Genomic DNA, 20,911 nt, shown 5'->3' on the forward strand with positions numbered 1-20,911 from the left:
TAAACCTTATTCTTCCTCATTGCCATTTTCTTCGTCATCTTCTGTTTCCTTGTTGAGCTTGTGCTCCAGAATATTGAGCTTCTTCATCTTTTCTTTCCAGGTTTGAAGCGCTTCTTTTTGTTTGTCCAATTTGTTGATGACCTCTTTTACCAAAGGATTGTCTTCGGAGTCGTCCGAGAAAAACTGAAGATTGTTCTCCAATTGACGGATTTCCGACTTTACATCATCAATTTTACGCTTAACAAACACACGTTCGTTTCCAATGGCGTAGTTGTCTTCTGTTTTCGCAAGTTCCTGAACTTTGTTTCCATACTTGAGCAACTCGGACTGTTGCTTGCCAACCCCCAACTTTTTGAATAAGGCATCCACAATTTTGTTGAACTTACTGTTGATGTGCTTTTTATTATAGGGAATACGGCCATATTTTTTCCATTCCGCCAAAAAGGCCTTAATGTCTTCAATATCCTTTTTCTTGTCGCCACTAAGTTGAAATTCCTTTAAACGATCCAAGCATTCGCTCTTCTTTTTAAAGTTTTCAAATTCTTCTTTATGGGCTTCGTTCTTTTCAGCATGTAATCTATCAAAATAATGGTTACAGGCATCTTTGAACTCTTTCCAGATTTTATCGGAATATTTTCTTGGGACATGGCCAATTTTTTTCCAATCGCTCTGAATCCGTTTCATTTGAGGGGTTACCTCGGACCAATCATCGCTATCCTTTAAAGAAACCGCCAATTCCAAAAGCTCTTTTTTCTTTTCAAGGTTTTGCTGCTGCTCTTTCTTTTGGTTTTTATAGAAGGCATTCTTGGTCCTATTGAACTTGCGAACGGTTTCCTTAAAATGGCTCCAAGTTTCCTCATTTACTTTTTGGGGAACCCTGCCCGCCTTGAAGAAAGCTTCCCTAAGGGCCTCTACTTCTTTTATTTGTTGTTGGATGCCTCTGTGGTTGTCCGCAACATTCTCGGCTATTTTACCAATGTTTCCTATAATCTCCTGCTTTTTCTCCAGATTCTTCTCGTAGGACTTTTCCAGTTCTTGGAAGTGTTCCTGCCTACGTTGGTGCATGGCCTTGGTGGCATTGCTGAATTTTTCCCAGATCTCTTCACGGTGTTCCTTGGCCACAGGGCCTATGTCCTCTTTCCAGATCTTGTGAAGGGTTTGCAGTTCCCTAAAGGCCTTGTTCAAATCTGGTTCGTCTACCAAGGCTTCGGCACGTTCCACCAATTTTTGCTTTTCTTCCAGATTGTGTTTAAAATCCAGATCGCGCAATTCGCGGTTTAGGTGCAGAAAATCGTAAAAGATTTCCATGTGGTGATGGTAGGTACGCCAAACATCGTTATAACTGGCACGTGGAATGGGTCCTGCATTTTTCCAACGGCTCTGGAGGTCCTTAAAGTTATTGTAGGTGGTGTTAATGTCCTCCTCGATATCAATAAGTCCTTTTAACTCTTCAATAATATCCAATCTCTTTTGAAGGTTGGTCTTTAAAGATTGATCTAATTGCTTATAATATTGGTCTCTCTTTTCACGAAAATCGGAATACACTTCGTTGAATTGCCTTTTGGCGACCGAATTATATCGAAAATCTATTTCGTTACCACCTTTGGATACGAATTCCTCTTTTTTCTCATCGAGGAACTCCTGAAATTTTTGGTCAAACTCATGTTTAATGGCACTAACATGCTTGTTAATGGCCTGTACTTTCTCATTTTTCACCAAACGTTGCAATTCGCCAACAAGGTTTTCCATGGACATGGAATGATAGTCCAGCATAGGGATGGTATGACGCTTTTCGTTTTCACTATCCTCAGCGTCTTCGGCATTGGATTCATCTATTTCATCCAAATGCTCATTGGAATCGTCCTTTTCTGCAGTTTTTTGCTCGCTCTTGGTTTCGGAAACGGTTTCCTCTTCGGGTTCTTTTGAACCATCGGTTTCTGATACAGTTTCTTCGGCTACTTTTGGTTCGGCCTTTGTGGTCTCCTCCAAATTAGCTTTTTTGTTCTCTGTTGTTTCCTCTGTGCCACCTTCAGCTTGCTGAAGTTTACGATCGTTTTCCTGCATTATTTGCTTATTTACCTACTTGATTGATGAAAGTTATAGCCAATTTAACAACTAAATTGTCTAATAGCAAAAGTATTGATTCTTCTTTTGCACCATGTAAAGCTTGTACGGAATGGCTGAATCCTTATGTAGATAGCTGGTTTTAGCCTTTGTTCCAAATTTCCCAAGCTTTTTCAGCTTGTTGTTCCAACATTTTTAACCCGTTGCATATGGTAGCCCCATTGGCTTCCCCCATGGCTAGAAAACGGGTTTTTTCAGGATTGTAGATCAAATCGTATAACAAATGCTCAGGTCCAATATGCTGGTAAGGTAATGTAGGTTTTTCTTCAATATTAGGGAAAGTTCCCAAGGGGGTACAGTTAATGATCAGGGTGTTTTCCTTAATAATGTTTTCGTCCAGTTCTCCGTAAGTGTACTGTCCTTCTTTTTTGTTGCGCGAAACATAGGTGCTTGTAATTCCTAGTTCGTCAAGAACAAAACGGACTGCTTTGGAGGCACCTCCCGTTCCCAAAACCAAAGCCTTGGTGTGATGTGGTTTTAAAAAAGGTTCCAGCGATTTTTGAAAACCATAGGCGTCTGTATTATAACCTTTCAATCCATTTTTTGAAAATTCAATGGTATTTACAGCTCCAATTTTGGCAGCTTTTGAATCTAATTCATCCAAATAGGGAATAATATCCTGTTTGTAGGGAATAGTTACGTTCAGGCCTTTTAAGCTATTGTCGGACAGTATGCTTTTGACTTCATCGATCTGTTGGATATCAAAATTTTCATAGCTGTAATCCTCCAGGCCCAGTTTGTTGAATTTCTGAGTGAAATACCCCTGCGAAAAAGAATAAGAAATGTTTCTACCTAGAAGTCCGAACCTTTTCATTTTTTTGTCTGTTGTTGCCATACCAATCCAAAATCAATAATACCAAAATCCCCATTAAAATAAAAAGTATGGCCCACCAGGTTTCTGCTTCTGCCAAATGTGGTAAGCGGCGTTCGTAGTTGAGGATGATTTTATCCCCATTGGAATCCAACAAAGTGTTGCCGGCCCCATCCAACTTAAAAATGGTTCTTTTCCATGGCCACAGCACGCCCAATGATCCTGTTATGAATCCTAACAATACTGCCGTTGTTATAGCTTTAAAATGTTTTAAAACATAACTCAGTAAATGTGAGAAAGTGACCAGACCTGTTACCGAACCTAAAGTGAAAACTCCCAGAATTTCAAGGATTTGTATGCGCTCTTTATTCTTCCAGAAACTAAAATCCCCAGAGAAAATCTCTGAAATTGTATCATAAAGGGCATTAACGGAATCTACCAAAAGCAGCACGTAATTGCCCAATAAGATTAATATGAACGAACCTGAAAGCCCGGGAAGCGTCATCCCGGAAACACTTATGATGCCACAGAAAAAGATGAATAACAAGTTGTCGTTTTCTTTGGCGGGATTTAAAAAACTAATGGATATTCCTATAACCAACCCTATGATTCCCGCTGGAATGGTTCGTTGATCCCAAGGGGAAAAATCCTTTCCTATGTGATAGATGGAGCCTATGACCATTCCAAAAAATGTGGCCCAAACAAAAAGTTCGTTGTGGTCTAAAAAATAGTCCAGAATGCGGGAAACGCTAAAGTAGCTCACCAACATCCCGAAAATCAAAAGACCTAGGAATTTGGCATTGATGTATTGAAAAAAACTTTTGAACCTGCCGTTGAACAGGAGTTTCAAGGCTTTGGAATTCAGTTTTTGAAGGGAATAGATGAATTCTTCATAAAAACCGGCCACAAAAGCAACAATACCCCCCGAAACTCCAGGAACTTTGTTGGCAGCTCCCATGCATAAGCCTTTTATGACCAAGAAGAAATTATCCAGAAATGTTCTAGGTTGTTGTGGCATGAGACCTTATGGTTTTCCTTATTTTTTGGAAGCTACTCTTTCCAGGATAAAAATAAGTGAAAAACCTAGGATGGCTAATACTATGGCAAGCATTAATTTACCATCTCCCTCAAAAGCACCGGGCAGCACGTTCATATCGTCTACAACTACGGTTTTTTCGCCAAAGGTTTTGGTTTCCAAAACTTTTTTCCAAGGCCAAATTTTGTTCAAAGAGCCAAGAATGAACCCGGTCAATAGTGCCAAAGTGATGTTTTTGTAGTGGTTGAACATCCATTTGAGCAGGCGAGCAAAGCTCAGGAGTCCGAAAATAGCACCAACACCTACCGTTAGAATGATTTTAATATCCCTTTCGTGAACAGCATCCAAAATTGTCTTATAGGAACCCAACAATACAAGGATAAAAGCTCCCGATATTCCTGGAAGAATCATTGCGCAAATCGCAAGGGCACCCGAGAGAAACAGATAAGGCAAGCTGTCTACATTATCATTGGCGGGCAGTTCGGTGATAAAAAATGCCAAAGCGGCACCGAATACCAAGACCGCTGCTGTTCCCAAAGTCCATTTGGTGATCTCTTTTCCTACAAAAAAGATACTGGCGAGAACCAATCCAAAGAAAAAGGACCATAGCAAAACAGGTTCGTTTTCCAATAACCAACTCAGAAATTTTGCCAGAGAAAGCACGCTAACAATGATTCCAAGGAAAAGGGCCAACAAAAAGTTGCCGTTCACTTTGTTCCAAACGGATTTGATGCCATCTTTCCTTAAAATTTTAACCAAGGAAAAATCTATACTGTTGATGGAGGTGATAAGTTCTTCATAAATGCCCGAAATAAAGGCAATGGTTCCTCCGGAAACTCCTGGTACTACATCGGCGGCTCCCATGGCCATACCTTTAAGGGTAACGAATACGTAGTCCAGTAAACGACGTGCTTGCATGAATATGGAATAATCTGTTGGCTACTTGGCTGTTTTTCTGATTTTTGAAACCAGCGCTTTCACCCAATCTACTTCAATGAATTCTGGGAATTCTTTTTCAAACTGCCGCAATTTACCAATATCCACTTTCATGGCCTTGGATAAGATGGTTTTTGCTTCGTCCAAATCGTTATTTTTTAAATGAATGCCAGCTAATTTATAGGTCAGTTCCGAATTATCGGGGTAAAATTCCAATCCTTGGATCAAAACCTGAATGGCAGAGTTGTAATCGCCAATCTTATTCAGCACTTCGGCCCAATTTTTCCAGGTGCCCAATTCGTAATTACCCAGGTCCACGGTTTGTTTGTAAGCAAAATCAGCTTCATCATAATTGTTCAAGGCGAAATAAATCTTGGCGGCTTTTTTCCAGTATTTAGGGTTTTCCCCATCAATATTTATGGCCTTGTTGATGTAATGTAGGGCTTTTTCATAATTTTTCTGCCCAAAATGGAAATCGGTTATGGCCAACCAACCCTTGTCCAACAAAGGGTCTTCGTGAACTGTGTGGTAGTAATAATATTTTGCCAAATCAAAGTTTCCCAGTTTTTCATGACATTTGCCAAGTCTAAGAAAAGCATGCGAGGTAGGGTCTTCAATGGATATGGTGGATTCATAATTTTCGATGGCTTCATTGTACCTTCCCAATTTCTCCAGAACTTTGCCTTTTTCAAAATAGGCCCCGATAAAGGAATCATCGGAGATTACGGCAAAATCAAAAGCGGTCAACGCTTCCAAGTAAAGGTTCTTGGCCAAATACATTTTTCCCAATTGGTGCCACGCTACTTCGCAATAGGGGTTTCGGTCCAAATAATCGTTCAGGTAATAAATGCTTCCGTCAAAATCCTCTAAAAATTCAAAGCAGTATACCACGTTGTAGAGCGATGAATAGTCCCTATCATCAATTTCTACACAACGCATAAAACTGAGCTTGGCCTGCTCGTAGTCATCCATAAAAAGGTACTCCATTCCCAATAGGGAGTGGATGTCGAAGGAGTGGTCGGCAATGTCCAATGCTTCCAACAATAGGTTTACAGCCTCCTGGTGTTTGTCCTGTTTGGATCTTATGTTCGCCCGTTGGATAAATACTTCTTCATTGGCCGCGTTTATGGTCTGAATTTCGTCCAGAAGCGTTTCCGCAGCCTCAAATTTGTCTTCAAACGCCAATACTTCTACCTGTAACAATTTAAGTTCCATTGAATTGGGGTGTTGCTCCAGACCAATTTGAATGGCTTTTTTGCCCAGGGAGATTTTACCGTTATTCAGGTAATGGTGAATGATTTCCTCAAAGTCCTCCGCATCAAAGAAATAGACGTCATCCGTCTTGAGCATGGACTCAAATTTGTTTATGGATTTGTCAGGATATTCGTTAGATTCTAACGCCATAGGAACGTTTTTGGTTGAACTATGGACTTAAAATTAACCTTTTGAGGTGCTCTTAAAGTCCAATTTAGGGGTATGTTATCAACAAATTAGTTAACAGTATCGGATTTGTAGCTGTCCAAAATGCTGAGTATTTGGTCGCATCCTTCCTCTATTTCTTTCATGGAAATTGTTAATGGAGGCGATATTCTCACTGCTTTTGGCTCAAATAACAGCCAGAAAAGAATAAGTCCTTTTTTTGCGGCTTCCAGGACCAAATAATCGGCCACTTCTTTGCTCTCCATAATCGGTGCGAGCATTAATCCTTTGCCCCGTATTTCTTTTATCAATGAATGTTGCAATAATTTTCGGAACAGTTTTTCCTTTTCCAAGGTTTGTGGAATAAGGTCTGTTTCTGTGATTTCTTTCAGAGTCGCTAAACTTGCCGCTGCAATCACGGGATTCCCTCCAAAGGTGGTAATGTGGCCAAATTTTGGTTTCTCCTTTAAATCGGCCATAAGCTCGTGCGATGCCACAAAGGCTCCCACAGGCAAACCTGATGCCATACCTTTTCCAATGACCAGAATGTCCGGGACACAATTAAAGTGTTCAAAAGCGAACAATCTACCCGTGCGTCCAAAGCCAGGTTGTATTTCATCCAATATCAGCAGGGCACCCACTTCGTCGCAACGCTTTCGTACTTTTTCCAAATAACCGTTTTCGGGTACGATAAATCCAGCACCCCCTTGAATGGTTTCCAGCACTACGGCAGCTGTTTTCTTGGTAATGTTTTTGATTTCTTCTTCCGCATTGAACTGAATGGAACGAATATCCGGGATTAATGGTCGGAATGCACTTTTGCGCTCTTCCAGTCCCATAAGGCTCAAACTGCCCATGGTGTTCCCGTGATAAGCATTTTTGGCGGCGATCACTTGTGAGCGACCTGTATGTCTGCGGGCCAATTTTATGGCACCTTCCATGGCTTCTGTTCCCGAATTGACCAAATAGGTGGTGTTCAAATTATCGGGAAGATGCGAGGCCAAAAGTTTGGAGAATTCCACGGCAGGCTTTTGTACATACTCACCATAGACCATTACATGCATGTATTGATCTACCTGGTTTTTGATGGCCTTCACTACTTTGGGATGACAATGCCCCAAACTACAAGCCGATACGCCTGCCACAAAATCCAAATGGGCATTCCCATCTTGGTCGTAGACGTAGCTCCCATTTGCATGGGAAACTTCCAAGGCCAATGGGTGCTGGGAAGTTTGGGCTTGGTATGTAAAAAAATCTTTTTTGGACATTATAGGCTTTGCGCTTTCTTTTTAAGAACGGGCTTTTTGGGTTTAACCGCCTTGGTATTTGGGGCGTTTATGGGGTCATTCTGATTGTTCTGCCGTTCGTTTTCCTCGGCATCAATATCAATAGGATTGTCTATGCCCCGAATTTTGACCAATTCAATAGTATTGTCGTCTTCGTCAAAAATTTCTTCTTTGGACCTGATTCGTTCATCGCCGCGCCATACAAAGCCTTTTAATTTTCGGCTCTGTACGGGTAAATCTGTCTCGGGGAAAATATCTCCATCAGGATTCACAAAAAATGTAATATCCTCTATGTCACTATCTGCCATAAGTAATCTGATCTTACTACAAATGGTTTTATCGATACCTACAAGTTCCTCATCATCATTATAGACATAGTAAATAACCTCGGTATTCTGGACGAGGTCAATAATTTTCAATTCATTTTCTATAAACTTGCCAAAGAGGTTTTTTCCTTTGGCTTGATTATATCCAGTACCGCTTATCGTATCCAAGGAAATGATAAAGGCATTCTCTATCACTTTTAGGGAATCCAGTTTATCGGTTTCCAAATCTGATATCAAATGAATGCTATCCCCTGTAATCTGATTATCCACATTCCATAAAATGGGATCGGTAATCAACTGGGTAATACCAGTTTTTTCCTCAAAATGAATGGAATCGCATTTGCCGCTCAAATCGGTTTTGTAGAATTTGGCATTTCTAAATGCTCTTAAGATTCGTTCTTCTTCTTTTCCTGTTACCATCAAGGTGTCGCCGTGCATGTAGAGTGAATCCTTTTGCACCAAACTTATGGAGACTGCCCTTTTGGTGGCAAAAACAGAATCTTTGGCCTTGTGCACTTCGGCATAATGTGCTCTGATCACCCCATTGTTGATGGTATCGGTAATCTGAATATTGTTCGTGGCCGAGGCAAACTCCCTTGCTTTGTCAAAATAGAGACTGTCCCCTTCGATAATCTTGTTGTCGTAATCGATTCGGGTATTTTTAATGCCGTAGCCTTGTTCGATAGTGGTATCGTAAAAACCGCGCTCACAATATATTTTGTATTCCTCTCCCGTAATGGTAGAAGGACCGTACATATAAGCATTTTTGGAGGTGGTGTAATAATCCAATTGCTCCGAATCAATAATGTAATCGGGATTGTCTATGTGCACATTACGCTGGAACTGGTACTTTTTTGGGGTCATAAAATAGGTGCCCACTTTACTGGTAAGCACATTGGCTGAGTCCACCACTTTCCCGCCTGAATTGTAGTAGGCCTGCTGTTTTTCCCTGTCAAAATAAAGGGTGTCAGTGGTCAATCGCATTTGACCGTTTGTCAGATCCACTTTTTCCCATGCTTTGGCCAGTTTGGTGTTTCCGTCATAATCCATTTTGCCACTGTTCATTTCAATCGAATCTCCTTGTTGAAGGCGGATGTTGCCGATGGCCTTTAAGCGGTTTTCCTCAGCATAAAAAATAGCAATGTCGCACCAGAGGTCGGCACCTTGATGCTCAAACTGCACCTGTCGCTCGTCGTCTTTGCTAAAAATGGAGGCACCAGGGAACTGGGCCTCATCTTTGGTAAAGTTGGCCCCGTAAACAATGTTGATTTGTCGACCACCCTCAGGTTGCTGTTCTTGAGCGAACGTGCTAAAAGCAAAAAGGGATAGAATGAAAAATGAAATGCTTTTCAAATTCATGAAATTTTGCCCAAAAGTAGGATTTTTAACGGAAGTGGCATATATCGTTTAGAAAGCTTTGGGATTTCTCTTTCAAGTGATTGTAACTAGTTTTTACTTTCCTCTTTTTAATGTAAGGGTGATTTGCCCACAGTGATATGTATTGTGATATAGTATATGGCCCAATAACTTAGTTCTGGATATGGAACCAAAAAATGGGGTTTCAATAGTTTCTTCCCATTCTTTTTCGGATAGACCTTCAACGAGATCACTCAATTTTTTATATCCGTCTTCCACTAGCTGTTGGCTTTCTTCCTTGTTGTAAACTTCACCAGTGTCCTTTTCGCCCATGGTGGTGTTTTTAACTTCGGTAGGAATGCCGAAAAATTGTGTGAGCAGGTGCATGATTTCCCCAATATGACGATATATAAATCCGACCGAAGCGGTATCATCGTTTAATTTTAGGGTGCTGTTTTCCTGAGTGATCTCGTTGAAAGTGAAATCACATGTTTTTCTGTTCTGTGCGATTAAATCCTTAAGAATATTTTTGGTCATATAAATTATCGGTTCAAATAAGCCGAATACATCCAAATGAGTTTTTCCTGTTCGCGGATGTAATCACTCATAAGTGCATTGGTACCTTCATCGCTTGATTCCCCGGACATTTCCAAAAGTTCTCTTTCCAAAGGGAGTAATACTTCATATCCGTCTAAAATGGCTTGGACGGCAACAGGGCCACTGGATATATTTTTGGCGGCTTTGATTTTGGATAACTCAGTGTAATCCCCATACGTATGAAGCGGGGTAAAGCCCAAGGTTAAAATCCTTTCAGCGATTTCGTCGATTTTAATCAATGAATCGTTATAAAGTTCTTCAAATTTTGCGTGTAGTTCAAAAAACTTTTCTCCTTTGATGTTCCAGTGGAATCCACGGGCATTCATGTAGAATATCTGGTAGTTGGCCAGCAACTCATTTAACTTATCGGCCAAGTCGCTGGACGCTTGTTTATCCAGTCCTATTTGATTCAGTTTATTTGTCATGTCAGCTTATTTTGATTTTATCCAAAGATAACTTCAGGCCGCCTTTTATACAGTGATATTGGTCACATAAAGCACTGCAAAATCAATCGTTTATCTTCATCAAACTAATGGCGAACCCACCACCTTCTGCCAATGGAACGGTCAGTGATGAACCTTTGCTGATATCGATTTCCTCAATGCTGATGGCAGTAGGATTATTTTCATAATGGGCGTCTGCCGCATCTTTATAAATGACTGTATCATAGGAAACACCCTCGTCCAGAAAATCAAAATCGATCATGACTTCCCGTGCGTTTTCATCGGTAATGCTGCCAATAAACCAATTGCCTGTTTCCCTTTCTTTTCGGGCTATGGTAACGTAGTCGCCCACCTCTCCGTTCAATACTTTGGTTTCTTCCCAGTCCACACCAACATCCCTGATAAATTGCAATGCAGCTTGCCCTTCATAATTTTCGGGCAGATCGCAAGCCATTTGAACTGGACTGTAAATAACGACGTATAGTGCGAGTTGCTGTGTCAGCGTAGTGTTAACGCGGTTATTTTCCTTGGTCGGGATTTCAATGTCAAAAACTCCCGGGGTAAAATCAATAGGGCCTGCCAACATTCTGGTAAAGGCCACAATGGGCAAGTGCTCGGGAGGATTTCCGCCATCGGCCGACCAGGCATTGAATTCCTGTCCACGAAGCCCTTCTCGGGCTATGGCATTGGGGTAGGTCCTTCGGATACCTGTTGCTTTAATGGGTTCGTGGGCGTTTATGGCCACATTGTACTTGGCTCCAGTTTCCAATACTTTCCTGTAATGGTTTACCATCCATTGTCCGTGGTGGTATTCACCTTTTGGGATAATCTTACCCACATAACCCGTTTTAACCGAGTGGATGCCCAATTGATTCATTAATTGGTAAGCCGTATCCAGTTGTTGCTCGTAGGTTCTTGGTGCAGCTGAGGTTTCGTGGTGCATAATGATTTCAACACCCTTTTCCTTGGCGTATCGGTTCAATTCTTCCAGGTCATAATCAGGGTAGGGTGTCACAAAGTCGAATACCCCTTCGCGGTCCTCAAAACCTATCCAATGTTCCCATCCCGTATTCCAGCCTTCTACCAAAACCCCGGAAATCTTGTTTTTGGAAGCAAAGTCAATATATCGTTTGGTGTTTTCTGTGGTGGCACCATGTTTGCCCGTAGGTTTTAAATCGTTTGTAAAGGTGTTCATGTCCTGGGAACCAGCATAGTCCCAAGTAGATTTGCCGACATGCATTTCCCACCAGATGCCTACATATTTTTTTGGTTCGAACCAGTTAATATCTCCCAATTTGTTGGGCTCATTAAGGTTTACTATCAATTTTGATTCGATAAGGTCGCTGGCCTTGTCAGTAATTTGGATGCTGCGCCAAGGTGTTTTAAAGGGCAGTTCCCGTTTTACTTTGTACCCAGTTCTATCGGAACCTACCAATTCACTGGTCAAAAGCAAAGATTCGTTGTCGACCTTCAGAGTCATTCCAGCATAATCGGTAAGATTGGCCTCGTGAAAGCTGAGGTGCAGCCCATCTTCGCCCCGCATGGTCACTGGGGTATTCACTGCATTTTCAGGAATGTAGGTCGCGGCAAGATCTTCGTTGTCTCTTTTGGAAATTGCATCAATTTCAGAAACCTTGGTTGTGTTGTACAGATGTTCATAGATATCCCAGTCGCCAGGAATCCAAAATGCAGTATGATCCTCGGTCAATTGGAACTCCGTATTTTCATCCATTATAATTATGCTATCTATCCCTTGTTGCGGTAAAAACTCGTAACGGAAACCGATTCCATCATCATAAGCCCTAAAATAGATATTGAACTTGCGTTTGGGAGCCGTGGTCTCTTCCAGCTCCACTTTAAGCTCATTGTAATGGTTCACGACTTCCCTTTGCTCGCCCCAGGGCATTTCCCAAGTTTCATTGATCGTATTTGTTGTTGAATTGAGGATGCTCAGATTTCCGTTCAAGGATTCTTGATTTTTGAAATCAAAGCTCATGGAAGAGGAATCAATCACAATTCTGTTCTTGTGATACACCAAATAATACGGTGTGCCATCCTCCGAAAGATGAAAATCAATAGCGTTGGTTCCATTGGGGGAGGCAACAGATAACTTTGCGGGTTCTTTAGTGCAGGAAATAAGGGTGGCCATTAAAAATAGCAGGGTCAGTGTTTTGTTCATTGTATTGATTTTTAATCAATTAAACATGTAGGCAATTAATTGTCCGTGATTGGACAATTGGACCTATAAGTTACTGAAAAATGAACAAAAACCGAGGCTTATCTATGAATAGTTTGTAGCCTATCGGGACCTACGGATACTATTTTAATGGGTACGTTCAACTGCTTTTCCAAGAATGCAATATAGTCGTTCAGGGTCCTAGGTAAATCTTCCGCTTTAGTCAGTTTTGTAAGATCCTCGGACCACCCTTTCATCTCGGTGTATACGGGGGTTACATATTCTTCCTCAATGTTGTAAGGTAAGTGCTTGATTTGTTCCCCCTTGTATGTATAAGCTGTACAAACTTTAATGGTATCAAAACCGCTCAAAACATCGGCCTTCATCATCATGAGCTCCGTAACCCCGTTAATTTGGACCGCATATTTTAGGGCTACAAGGTCTAACCAGCCACAACGGCGTGGTCTACCTGTTGTAGCACCGAATTCGTTGCCTATTTTAGCCATTTTAGCACCATCCTCATCAAAAAGTTCTGTAGGGAAGGGTCCGCTGCCCACACGCGTGGTATACGCCTTGAAAATCCCTAACACGCGCTTGATGTTATTAGGTGCAACACCCAATCCTGTACAGGCACCAGCGGCTGTAGTATTGGAAGATGTCACAAACGGATAGGTTCCGAAATCAATATCCAAAAGTGATCCTTGTGCACCCTCAGCCAAAATTTTCTTTCCTTCTGCCTGTGCCTTAAAAATATACTCTTCGCTATCAATAAAGGTCAATTTTTTCAAGGTTTCCACACCTTTGCAGAAGTCGGCCTCCAATTCATCCAAATTGTATTGGATGTCCACATCGTAAAAATCGATCATGGCCTCGTGCTTATCGGCAAGGGCACGGTATTTTGTTTTCCAATCATCAAACTCCAAATCTCCAACACGCATACCGTTACGGCCGGTTTTGTCCATATAAGTTGGTCCGATACCTTTTAGGGTAGAACCAATTTTGGCCTTTCCTTTTGAAGCTTCTGAAGCGGCATCCAATAAACGATGTGTTGGTAGAATAAGGTGCGCCTTTCTAGAAATGAAAAGTTTGGATTCGATATCTATATTGAACTTCTCCAAGTTGTCCAATTCCTTCTTGAAGATTACAGGATCTATCACAACTCCATTGCCCACAACATTGATGGCATTTTCGTGAAATATTCCTGATGGAATGGTATGCAGAACGTGCTTTATACCATCAAATTCCAGGGTGTGCCCTGCGTTTGGACCTCCTTGAAATCTAGCGATAATATCATATTCCTTGGTCAGTACATCAACAATTTTTCCTTTTCCTTCGTCTCCCCATTGGAGTCCAAGCAATAAATCTACCATGTAATGTTCGGGTTATTCGGTTAGGTTTTCTTCTTTGTTTCGAGTTCCGTAGAAATATAATGAGTGATTGTTGATCTTGATGTCAAAAACCTCTTCAATTGTTTTTTTGATGGATTGGATTCGAGGGTCACAAAATTCCACTACTTCACCAGTATCCGTTAATATGACGTGGTCGTGCTGACGGTTAAAATATGATTTCTCATATTTCGCCTGGTTCTCGCCAAATTGATGCTTTCGTACTAATTTACTCTCCAGTAAAAGTTCGATTGTATTATAGAGTGTCGCTCGGCTTACCCTGTAATTCTTGGTTTTCATTTTAATGTAAAGGGACTCCACATCAAAATGGTCCTCACTATCGTAAATTTCCTGTAAAATGGCGTAGCGTTCAGGGGTTTTGCGGTGTCCTTTCTCCTCAAGGAACGAGGTGAACACGTTTTTCACAATTTCCTGATTTTTATTGTTTCCCATAGCTCGTTATACTCTATGCTAATGTGCAAAGGTACAGTTAAAAATTAAATTCTGGTTACTTTATCAATACCTTCCACTTGCTTTAAACTGTTCATTAAACGTTTAAGGATATTGTTGTTTTTTACCACTAGTGTAATTTTTCCTTTAAAGGTACCGCCATCAGCGCTAAAGTTAAGGTTGCGCATGTTTACGTGCATATTGTCCGAGATGATCTTGGTAATATCTTTTACCAACCCCATGTTGTCGATTCCTGTGATTTTGATGTCCACGGAGAATTCTTCCTGAGAGGAATCTATCCATTTGGCACTGATGATGCGGTAGGCATAATTGGATTGTAGCGAAATAGCGTTCGGGCAGTTTTTTTTGTGCACTTTAATGCCATCGTTCACACTTACAAAACCAAACACTTCGTCTCCCGGAATTGGATTGCAGCATTGCGACAGTTTATAGTTGAGCCTTTCTTCCTCCTTGCCAAAAACGAGCAGATCGTATTTGGTGGTAATCTCGTTTTTATCAATATCCTTAGGGGCGGGCGTCTTTCGCATCCTGTTCTTAAAGAAGTTGATGAACGCATTGTGATAGGAGGATGCGAAATCCTTCAGTTTGTCGTTGTCAATAACACCGATACCGACCCTGTAAAAAAGGTCCAAACTTGTCTTCAGCTTGAAAAAAGTTACCAGTTTGTTGACCGTGTCCTCGTTCAAGTTGATTTTTTGTGCCTTCAGTTTACGGCGCAAAATCTCCTTGCCTTCTGCAGCAACCTCTTTTTTCTCCTCGCTTAGCGATGATTTTATTTTAGATCTTGCACGGGCCGTTTGTGCATAATCCAGCCAGGTTTGGGTGGGCTTTGCACTTTCCGAGGTTATGATCTCCACTTGGTCGCCACTGCGGAGCTTGGTTCCCAAGGGCACCAATTTTCCATTGACTTTTGCACCCCGGGTCTTCATCCCGATTTCTGTGTGGATGTTGAAAGCGAAGTCCAGGGCCGTTGCACCTTTGGGCATCGATTTTAAATCCCCTTTTGGAGTGAAGACAAAAATTTCTTTGGAATACAGGTTCAGTTTAAATTCCTCCACAAAATCAACCGCGTTGCCATTGGCATTTTCCAATGCTTCCTGCAGTTTGTTCAGCCATTCCTCAATGCCTTGTTCTTTCTGTGCCCCGTGTTTGTACTTAAAGTGGGCCGCATACCCTTTTTCTGCAATCTCGTGCATGCGCTCACTTCTGATCTGTACTTCTACCCATTTTCCCTTTGGACCCATAACCGTGATGTGGAGCGCCTCGTAACCGGTGGATTTGGGAGAGGTAATCCAGTCGCGAAGACGTATGGGGTTGGGGGTAAAGTGATCTGTAACAATGGAATATATTTTCCAGGCTAGGAATTTCTCATTCTTACGATCCGATTTGTATATAATTCGAATTGCAAACTTATCGTAGACCTCATCGAAAGTGACATTCTGGGTCTTCATCTTTTTACGGATGGAGAAGATGGACTTCATGCGACCTTTGATGTAGTAATTAAGGCCTTCCTTGTCCAAAGAGGTGCGGATAACATTTGCAAAATCCTCAATGTAGGCAGCACTTTCTTCTTCGGTATCTTCTATTTTGGCCGAAATATCATGATATACCTCGGGCTCCGTATATTTTAGGGAAAGGTCTTCTAAATGTGTTTTGATGTTGTACAGTCCAATTCTGTGGGCGAGTGGAGCATAGATGTACAAAGTTTCCGATGCAATTTTCACTTGTTTGTGCTCTGGCATGGAATCCATGGTGAGCATATTGTGGTAACGGTCGGCGATTTTAATAATGATTACCCGAACATCATCATGCAGCGTCAGGAGCATTTTTCTAAAGTTCTCAGCCTGCTGACTGATATCCTTGTCCTTCTTTAAATGGGCAATCTTGGTAAGCCCGTCCACAATTCGCGCCACGGTCTCCCCGAACATTCGTTCAATATCGTCCAAAGTGTAGGCCGTGTCCTCGACCACATCGTGGAGCAGGGCAGAGGCAATGGAAACAGCATCCAGTCCAATTTCCGAAGCTACGATCTTGGCAACGGCAATCGGGTGGAAAATGTAAGCTTCCCCAGATTTTCTTCGCTGGTCCTTGTGGGCATCCACGGCCACATCAAAAGCGGAACGGATCAACTTTTTGTCCTCATCCGTCAGCGTCTGGTAGCTTATGCGAAGTAATTCCTTGTACTGCTTCGCAATCTCCTTGTTCTCTTTTTCAATAGCAGCCTCTGTCATAGTATTTTAAATTTACTACAATCTTATTATCTAACCAACAAAATCTATGCCTTTAGGTTTCGGATACGTTCCACCAAAGGTGGGTGGGAGTAGTGAACAAAAACGTAGGCAGGGTGTGGAGTTAAGTTGCTCAAGCTTTTCTTGGATAATTTTTTCAAGGACGAAACCAAAGGTGTTGCGGCAAATGTATTCTTGGCAAAGTCATCGGCCTGGAACTCAAATTTTCGGGATAAGTAGTTCATGATCAAACCTGTCAACTCGGAAATTGGACTGTACAAGAGCGCGAACCCGACCAAAGCAGCATGAAAGCTTGGCGTGGATACCCCTATTGCCAACGATATTTCGGGATGGTTGATGAACAATGATAGGATAAAAAGTGTCAGCCCTGTGGTCAATAATGAGACCACAAGATTCACAATGATATGTTTTCGTTTATAATGCCCTACTTCGTGGGCCAGGACCGCCACGATTTCATCTTCGCTCAAATCATTGATCAAAGTATCGAATAAGGTGATGCGTTTTTCCTTTCCAAAACCCGAAAAATAGGCATTTGCCTTGGTGGATCTTTTGGAACCATCGATCACGAAAATATTTTGAAGTTCGAACCCTACTTTTTGGGCGTAGTTTTCAATGGAGGTTTTGAGGCTACCGTTTTCAAGAGGCGTTTGCTTGTTGAACAACGGTACAATTAGTCGACTGTAGAACAAATTGATAAACAGGATAAAAATACCGACTGCAATCCAAGCATAAACCCAAAAATTAGGGCCCGTGGATTGGTAGAACAGCATAAACAACGTTAAAATGCCCCCTCCAAGAATGACTGTCAGGATGCCACCTTTTATTTTGTCGGAGAAAAAAGTGGATTTGGTTGTTTTGTTGAACCCGTATTCTTCCTCGATCACAAAGGTTCGGTAATAGGAGAAGGGGAGTCCTAAAACAGCACTTCCCAACATAATGATTCCAAAGAAGATCAATGCCATTGGGATGCTGTCCTCCGAAATGGAACGTGTGAATTGGTCTACCCATCCAAAACCTCCAAAAGCAAGGAAACAGATGGTCAGGACCAATGAAAATCCATCCGAAATAATCCCGAATTTGTAATTGGTCCGTTTGTATTGTTGCGATTTTTTATACTCGTCTTCATCAAAAACATCGGCAAGTTCGGGCGGCAAAGTAGATTTGAAGCGCTGGGCGTTCAGGTACTCCAAATACTGTTGAACCAAGTATTGGACCACAAGAATGGCCAGGATGACATAAAAGAGTGTATTTTTTTCCATAGCTTAAAATCCGCGCTGGCGCTTCGCTTCAAATATAAGTATTGCGGCGGATACCGAAACATTCATGGAGTCTATTTCTCCTTGCATCGGTATAATTATGTTTTGGTCGGAATTTTGAAGCCATTTTTCTGTCAATCCAGTAGCTTCTGTACCCATTACAAGGGCCGAAGCGGCTTTAAAATCACAATCCACATAATTCTTGGAAGCGGTTAAGGCAGCACAGTAGATTTTGATTTGGTTGGTTTGTAAAAAATCAATGATTTCGTCCGTTGTACCCACGCCTATTTGGTTGGTGAAAAGGCAACCAACGCTGGAACGGATAATATTTGGACTATATAGGTCGGATTTGGGATTTGCTATTAAAACGGCATCGACTGCAGCGGCATCTGCTGTGCGCAACAATGCACCTATGTTCCCCGGCTTTTCGGGTGCTTCGGCAACCAACACCAAAGGTGTTTTATTTGTAAAGGAAATATGTTCCAATGCATGATCCTTGGAATGCATGATCCCAAGAACACCTTCTGTGGTGCCGCGATGGGCAATTTTGCCGTAAACGCTTTCGGAAACTTGGATGATTTCTGGGTTCGAGGCTTTGGTAAAAGCATCAATGGAACCGGAGCCCATGATCTCGGGACAAAAAATAAGGGTTTGTAAAGTGTATCCTCCCTTTTGGGCCAATTCAATTTCCCGCTGTCCTTCCACAACAAAAAGCCCGCTTTTTCTCCTTTCACGGGATTTCTCTTTCAGGAGCAGGATTTTTTTTACCAAAGGATTTTGGGCACTGCTGATCAGTTTAGCTTCCATACACTTGGTAAAAATAGCCATTCCTGTAATTATAGAAAGAGGTTTTCGACCAACAGATAAAATTTAAAACATGAACAAAATAACCATCCCATTACTTTTTTTGGGCTTGACCGCTTGTAAACAAACCCCAAAGCCTGTAAAGGTTGAAGAACCTGTTCAACAAGAGATTTCAGAAACCCGGAACCAATATCCAGATGCTTTGGTCGAGGTTTTTGATACCCATGGAGGATTGAGTCAATGGAAAAAGCAACGAACATTGTCCTTTGTGCTTCCCAAGCCGAATTTGCCCGAAACGCATACTGTTGATCTCTGGACCAGAAAGGATAGAATTGACACCGAACAATTTTCAATGGGTTTTGATGGCGAACAAGCCTGGCTTTTGAATGGAAACGGCAGTTATGAAGGAGATGTCGGCTTTTACCATAATTTAATGTTTTATTTCTATGCCATGCCCTTTGTTTTTGCCGACGACGGCATTATGTATTCCGAAACGGAAGATTTGGAATTTAAAGGCAAAAGTTACCCAGGAATTAAAATAGCTTATCAATCCGGAGTTGGTGCTTCTTCCGAGGACGAATATTATATCCATTTCGACCCAGAAAGTCATAAAATGGCGTGGTTGGGCTATACGGTAACTTATCGTTCAGGGGAGAGTTCTGACAATGTAAGGTGGATCAATTACGCAGATTGGCAAGAAGTGAATCGATTGGTGTTGCCAAAATCCATTGCGTGGTATAGTTATGAGGGAAGAAAAATTTTAGAGCCGGCAAGTACGGTCACATTTGAAGATGTTTCCATAAGCAACAACCCTCGACCCAAGAGCTTTTATGCTAAACCAGAAAACGGTGAATATGTGCCTGTCAAAACCAACTGATTGAAAAAACAAAAAGGCGCTCATTTGAGCGCCTTTTTTTCTTAAAAAATCAGATTTCTATTTTCCTTCTCTTTCGTATTTGCCCATGTACCTTTTCCAAAGTTCGGTCTGGTGGGTTTCCAATGAAACGTCCCTACCATCGATATAGGCTTTGGAAAGTTTGTTGGTCCTCATGTCCAATGCATCCCCTTCAGAAATAAATAGGGTGGCACTTTTACCTTCTTCCAAAGTTCCGTACATATCGTCAATACCCAAGATTTTGGCGGTATTGCCAGTGATCAATTGCAAAGCCGTTTCCTTGTCCAGTCCTTGAGCCACTGTTTGCCCTGCATAAAAAGCAAGGTTCCTTACTTGGAAATTAGCGGCATCTTCATTCTGCAATCCTACCAAAAGACCTGCGTCGACCAACAATTTTGGCAATTTGTAGGTAATGTCGTAATCATCGTCGTCAAAACTCGGCAAGGAGTGGGTACGGCCTACCAAAACAGGTATATTGTGTTGTTTTAGTAAGTCGGTAATTTTGTTGGCACGATATCCTCCAACGATCACCACGTTTTTAACGCCCATTTCTTTGGCCAAGGTCACTGCATCGGTCATTTCCTTTTCGCCATCAGCATGGATGTACAAACGCTGCGAGCCATCAAAAAGGCCTTGCATAGCGGCAAATGGCAAGTTCTTCTCATCTCCGTTGGCTTTTCCGTATGCCATGGAATTTTGGAAAAACATTTTAATGTCAGCCATTTCCTTTCCGTAATCTTTGTTGGGGATGTATCCTCTTTCTTCACCTTGCCACCAGCGACCTCTTCTAAAGAAATTGGGCCAATTCAAGTGAATGCCGTCGTCTGTTTTTAGAGCGGCATCTTCCCAGTTCCAGGCATCGAACTGCACAATACTGGAAGTTCCCGAAATGGTGCCTCCCTGTGGTGTCACTTGTCCGATAAGAACACCATTGGGGCGCATACTTTCCACTACTTTGGATTCTGCGTTGTATGCGATCAAACTACGAACATGTGGAATCATTTCACCAATTTCATCTTGATCGTCACTTGCCCTAACGGCATCAACTTCTACCAGACCAAGGGATTTGGAAGGTGCTATAAAGCCTGGATATACATGTTTGCCCTCGGCATTGATCATGGTGCCAATGGTCGGCGCCATCAAATCGGCTCCAATGGCCGTAATTTTTCCATCCTTAAAAATGATGGTACAGTTTTCTATTACCTCTCCATTGCCAATATGGGCCGTAGCACCAAGAATGGCAATTTGTTCGGATTGAGGTGGGGCAGGGGTTTGCTGTGCGTTCAATGAAACCCCAAAAACAATTGCTATAATTAAAAATATTCTTTTCATGATCTATTT

General features: G+C 41.8%; 17 protein-coding genes. 1 reads left to right on the plus strand and 16 read right to left on the minus strand.

Annotation, left to right across the window (positions count from 1 at the left end; translation table 11 throughout):
* Positions 1 to 6 precede the first annotated feature (6 nt).
* The 15 genes from J0X13_RS02275 to J0X13_RS02345 all read right to left on the minus strand — a co-directional run bounded on the left by J0X13_RS02275 (position 7) and on the right by J0X13_RS02345 (position 18,699).
* Positions 7 to 2,064 (minus strand): DUF349 domain-containing protein, encoded by a 2,058-nt coding sequence (locus tag J0X13_RS02275; protein ID WP_207069857.1) that lies wholly within the window; start codon positions 2,062 to 2,064, stop codon positions 7 to 9.
* A gap of 142 nt (positions 2,065 to 2,206) precedes the next feature.
* Positions 2,207 to 2,938 carry a shikimate dehydrogenase family protein gene (locus tag J0X13_RS02280; protein ID WP_207069858.1) on the minus strand — a complete coding sequence of 244 codons (732 nt, stop codon included), beginning with the start codon at positions 2,936 to 2,938 and terminating at the stop codon, positions 2,207 to 2,209.
* Positions 2,913 to 3,953, minus strand: a complete 1,041-nt coding sequence (locus J0X13_RS02285; RefSeq protein ID WP_207069859.1) for a DUF368 domain-containing protein — start codon at positions 3,951 to 3,953, stop codon at positions 2,913 to 2,915. The genes J0X13_RS02280 and J0X13_RS02285 overlap by 26 nt, the downstream gene beginning before the upstream one ends.
* 18 nt (positions 3,954 to 3,971) lie before the next feature.
* A complete protein-coding gene (locus J0X13_RS02290) occupies positions 3,972 to 4,889 on the minus strand; it encodes a polyprenyl-phosphate transporter (protein ID WP_207069860.1) in 918 nt (305 codons plus the stop codon).
* 21 nt (positions 4,890 to 4,910) lie between these two features.
* Positions 4,911 to 6,311, minus strand: a complete 1,401-nt coding sequence (locus J0X13_RS02295; RefSeq protein ID WP_207069861.1) for a tetratricopeptide repeat protein — start codon at positions 6,309 to 6,311, stop codon at positions 4,911 to 4,913.
* 86 nt (positions 6,312 to 6,397) lie between these two features.
* A complete protein-coding gene (locus tag J0X13_RS02300; protein WP_207069862.1) occupies positions 6,398 to 7,594 on the minus strand; it encodes an aspartate aminotransferase family protein in 1,197 nt (398 codons plus the stop codon).
* Positions 7,594 to 9,297, minus strand: a complete 1,704-nt coding sequence (locus J0X13_RS02305; RefSeq protein WP_207069863.1) for an OstA-like protein — start codon at positions 9,295 to 9,297, stop codon at positions 7,594 to 7,596. The genes J0X13_RS02300 and J0X13_RS02305 overlap by 1 nt, the downstream gene beginning before the upstream one ends.
* A 93-nt stretch (positions 9,298 to 9,390) precedes the next feature.
* Positions 9,391 to 9,831 (minus strand): DinB family protein, encoded by a 441-nt coding sequence (locus tag J0X13_RS02310; RefSeq protein WP_207069864.1) that lies wholly within the window; start codon positions 9,829 to 9,831, stop codon positions 9,391 to 9,393.
* 5 nt (positions 9,832 to 9,836) lie between these two features.
* On the minus strand, positions 9,837 to 10,316 hold the full coding sequence (locus tag J0X13_RS02315; protein ID WP_207069865.1) for a Dps family protein: 480 nt from the start codon (positions 10,314 to 10,316) through the stop codon (positions 9,837 to 9,839).
* An 82-nt stretch (positions 10,317 to 10,398) separates the two neighbouring features.
* Entirely contained in the window at positions 10,399 to 12,513 is a 2,115-nt protein-coding gene (locus J0X13_RS02320; RefSeq protein WP_207069866.1) for a glycoside hydrolase family 97 protein, read from the minus strand.
* A 98-nt stretch (positions 12,514 to 12,611) separates the two neighbouring features.
* The gene (locus tag J0X13_RS02325) at positions 12,612 to 13,880 is read right to left on the minus strand and encodes an adenylosuccinate synthase (protein WP_207069867.1); all 1,269 of its coding nucleotides are present in this window, start codon (positions 13,878 to 13,880) and stop codon (positions 12,612 to 12,614) included.
* Between the two features lie 12 nt (positions 13,881 to 13,892).
* The gene (locus J0X13_RS02330; RefSeq protein ID WP_207069868.1) at positions 13,893 to 14,348 is read right to left on the minus strand and encodes a Fur family transcriptional regulator; all 456 of its coding nucleotides are present in this window, start codon (positions 14,346 to 14,348) and stop codon (positions 13,893 to 13,895) included.
* Positions 14,349 to 14,392: 44 nt separating this feature from the next.
* Entirely contained in the window at positions 14,393 to 16,597 is a 2,205-nt protein-coding gene (locus tag J0X13_RS02335) for a RelA/SpoT family protein (RefSeq protein ID WP_207069869.1), read from the minus strand.
* 44 nt (positions 16,598 to 16,641) lie between these two features.
* Entirely contained in the window at positions 16,642 to 17,874 is a 1,233-nt protein-coding gene (locus tag J0X13_RS02340) for a M48 family metallopeptidase (RefSeq protein ID WP_207069870.1), read from the minus strand.
* 3 nt (positions 17,875 to 17,877) lie between these two features.
* The gene (locus J0X13_RS02345) at positions 17,878 to 18,699 is read right to left on the minus strand and encodes a TrmH family RNA methyltransferase (RefSeq protein ID WP_207069871.1); all 822 of its coding nucleotides are present in this window, start codon (positions 18,697 to 18,699) and stop codon (positions 17,878 to 17,880) included.
* 49 nt (positions 18,700 to 18,748) lie between these two features.
* On the opposite strand from J0X13_RS02345, the gene J0X13_RS02350 reads away from it, so the two are divergent.
* Positions 18,749 to 19,552 carry a DUF6503 family protein gene (locus J0X13_RS02350; protein ID WP_207069872.1) on the plus strand — a complete coding sequence of 268 codons (804 nt, stop codon included), beginning with the start codon at positions 18,749 to 18,751 and terminating at the stop codon, positions 19,550 to 19,552.
* Between the two features lie 57 nt (positions 19,553 to 19,609).
* On the opposite strand, the gene J0X13_RS02355 is transcribed toward J0X13_RS02350, so the two are convergent.
* The gene (locus J0X13_RS02355; protein ID WP_207069873.1) at positions 19,610 to 20,902 is read right to left on the minus strand and encodes an amidohydrolase family protein; all 1,293 of its coding nucleotides are present in this window, start codon (positions 20,900 to 20,902) and stop codon (positions 19,610 to 19,612) included.
* Positions 20,903 to 20,911: the final 9 nt, after the last annotated feature.

This window comes from [Muricauda] lutisoli (nom. illeg.) (genome assembly GCF_017313105.1).
Taxonomy (GTDB): domain Bacteria; phylum Bacteroidota; class Bacteroidia; order Flavobacteriales; family Flavobacteriaceae; genus Flagellimonas; species Flagellimonas lutisoli.

What these genes read in the sequence shown, in the direction of transcription:
- J0X13_RS02275 (WP_207069857.1), bottom strand. Translation starts at nt 2,064, where the DNA reads ATGCAGGAAAACGATCGTAAACTTCAGCAAGCTGAAGGTGGCACAGAG.
- J0X13_RS02280 (WP_207069858.1), bottom strand. Translation starts at nt 2,938, where the DNA reads ATGAAAAGGTTCGGACTTCTAGGTAGAAACATTTCTTATTCTTTTTCG.
- J0X13_RS02285 (WP_207069859.1), bottom strand. Translation starts at nt 3,953, where the DNA reads ATGCCACAACAACCTAGAACATTTCTGGATAATTTCTTCTTGGTCATA.
- J0X13_RS02290 (WP_207069860.1), bottom strand. Translation starts at nt 4,889, where the DNA reads ATGCAAGCACGTCGTTTACTGGACTACGTATTCGTTACCCTTAAAGGT.
- J0X13_RS02295 (WP_207069861.1), bottom strand. Translation starts at nt 6,311, where the DNA reads ATGGCGTTAGAATCTAACGAATATCCTGACAAATCCATAAACAAATTT.
- J0X13_RS02300 (WP_207069862.1), bottom strand. Translation starts at nt 7,594, where the DNA reads ATGTCCAAAAAAGATTTTTTTACATACCAAGCCCAAACTTCCCAGCAC.
- J0X13_RS02305 (WP_207069863.1), bottom strand. Translation starts at nt 9,297, where the DNA reads ATGAATTTGAAAAGCATTTCATTTTTCATTCTATCCCTTTTTGCTTTT.
- J0X13_RS02310 (WP_207069864.1), bottom strand. Translation starts at nt 9,831, where the DNA reads ATGACCAAAAATATTCTTAAGGATTTAATCGCACAGAACAGAAAAACA.
- J0X13_RS02315 (WP_207069865.1), bottom strand. Translation starts at nt 10,316, where the DNA reads ATGACAAATAAACTGAATCAAATAGGACTGGATAAACAAGCGTCCAGC.
- J0X13_RS02320 (WP_207069866.1), bottom strand. Translation starts at nt 12,513, where the DNA reads ATGAACAAAACACTGACCCTGCTATTTTTAATGGCCACCCTTATTTCC.
- J0X13_RS02325 (WP_207069867.1), bottom strand. Translation starts at nt 13,880, where the DNA reads ATGGTAGATTTATTGCTTGGACTCCAATGGGGAGACGAAGGAAAAGGA.
- J0X13_RS02330 (WP_207069868.1), bottom strand. Translation starts at nt 14,348, where the DNA reads ATGGGAAACAATAAAAATCAGGAAATTGTGAAAAACGTGTTCACCTCG.
- J0X13_RS02335 (WP_207069869.1), bottom strand. Translation starts at nt 16,597, where the DNA reads ATGACAGAGGCTGCTATTGAAAAAGAGAACAAGGAGATTGCGAAGCAG.
- J0X13_RS02340 (WP_207069870.1), bottom strand. Translation starts at nt 17,874, where the DNA reads ATGGAAAAAAATACACTCTTTTATGTCATCCTGGCCATTCTTGTGGTC.
- J0X13_RS02345 (WP_207069871.1), bottom strand. Translation starts at nt 18,699, where the DNA reads ATGGCTATTTTTACCAAGTGTATGGAAGCTAAACTGATCAGCAGTGCC.
- J0X13_RS02350 (WP_207069872.1), top strand. Translation starts at nt 18,749, where the DNA reads ATGAACAAAATAACCATCCCATTACTTTTTTTGGGCTTGACCGCTTGT.
- J0X13_RS02355 (WP_207069873.1), bottom strand. Translation starts at nt 20,902, where the DNA reads ATGAAAAGAATATTTTTAATTATAGCAATTGTTTTTGGGGTTTCATTG.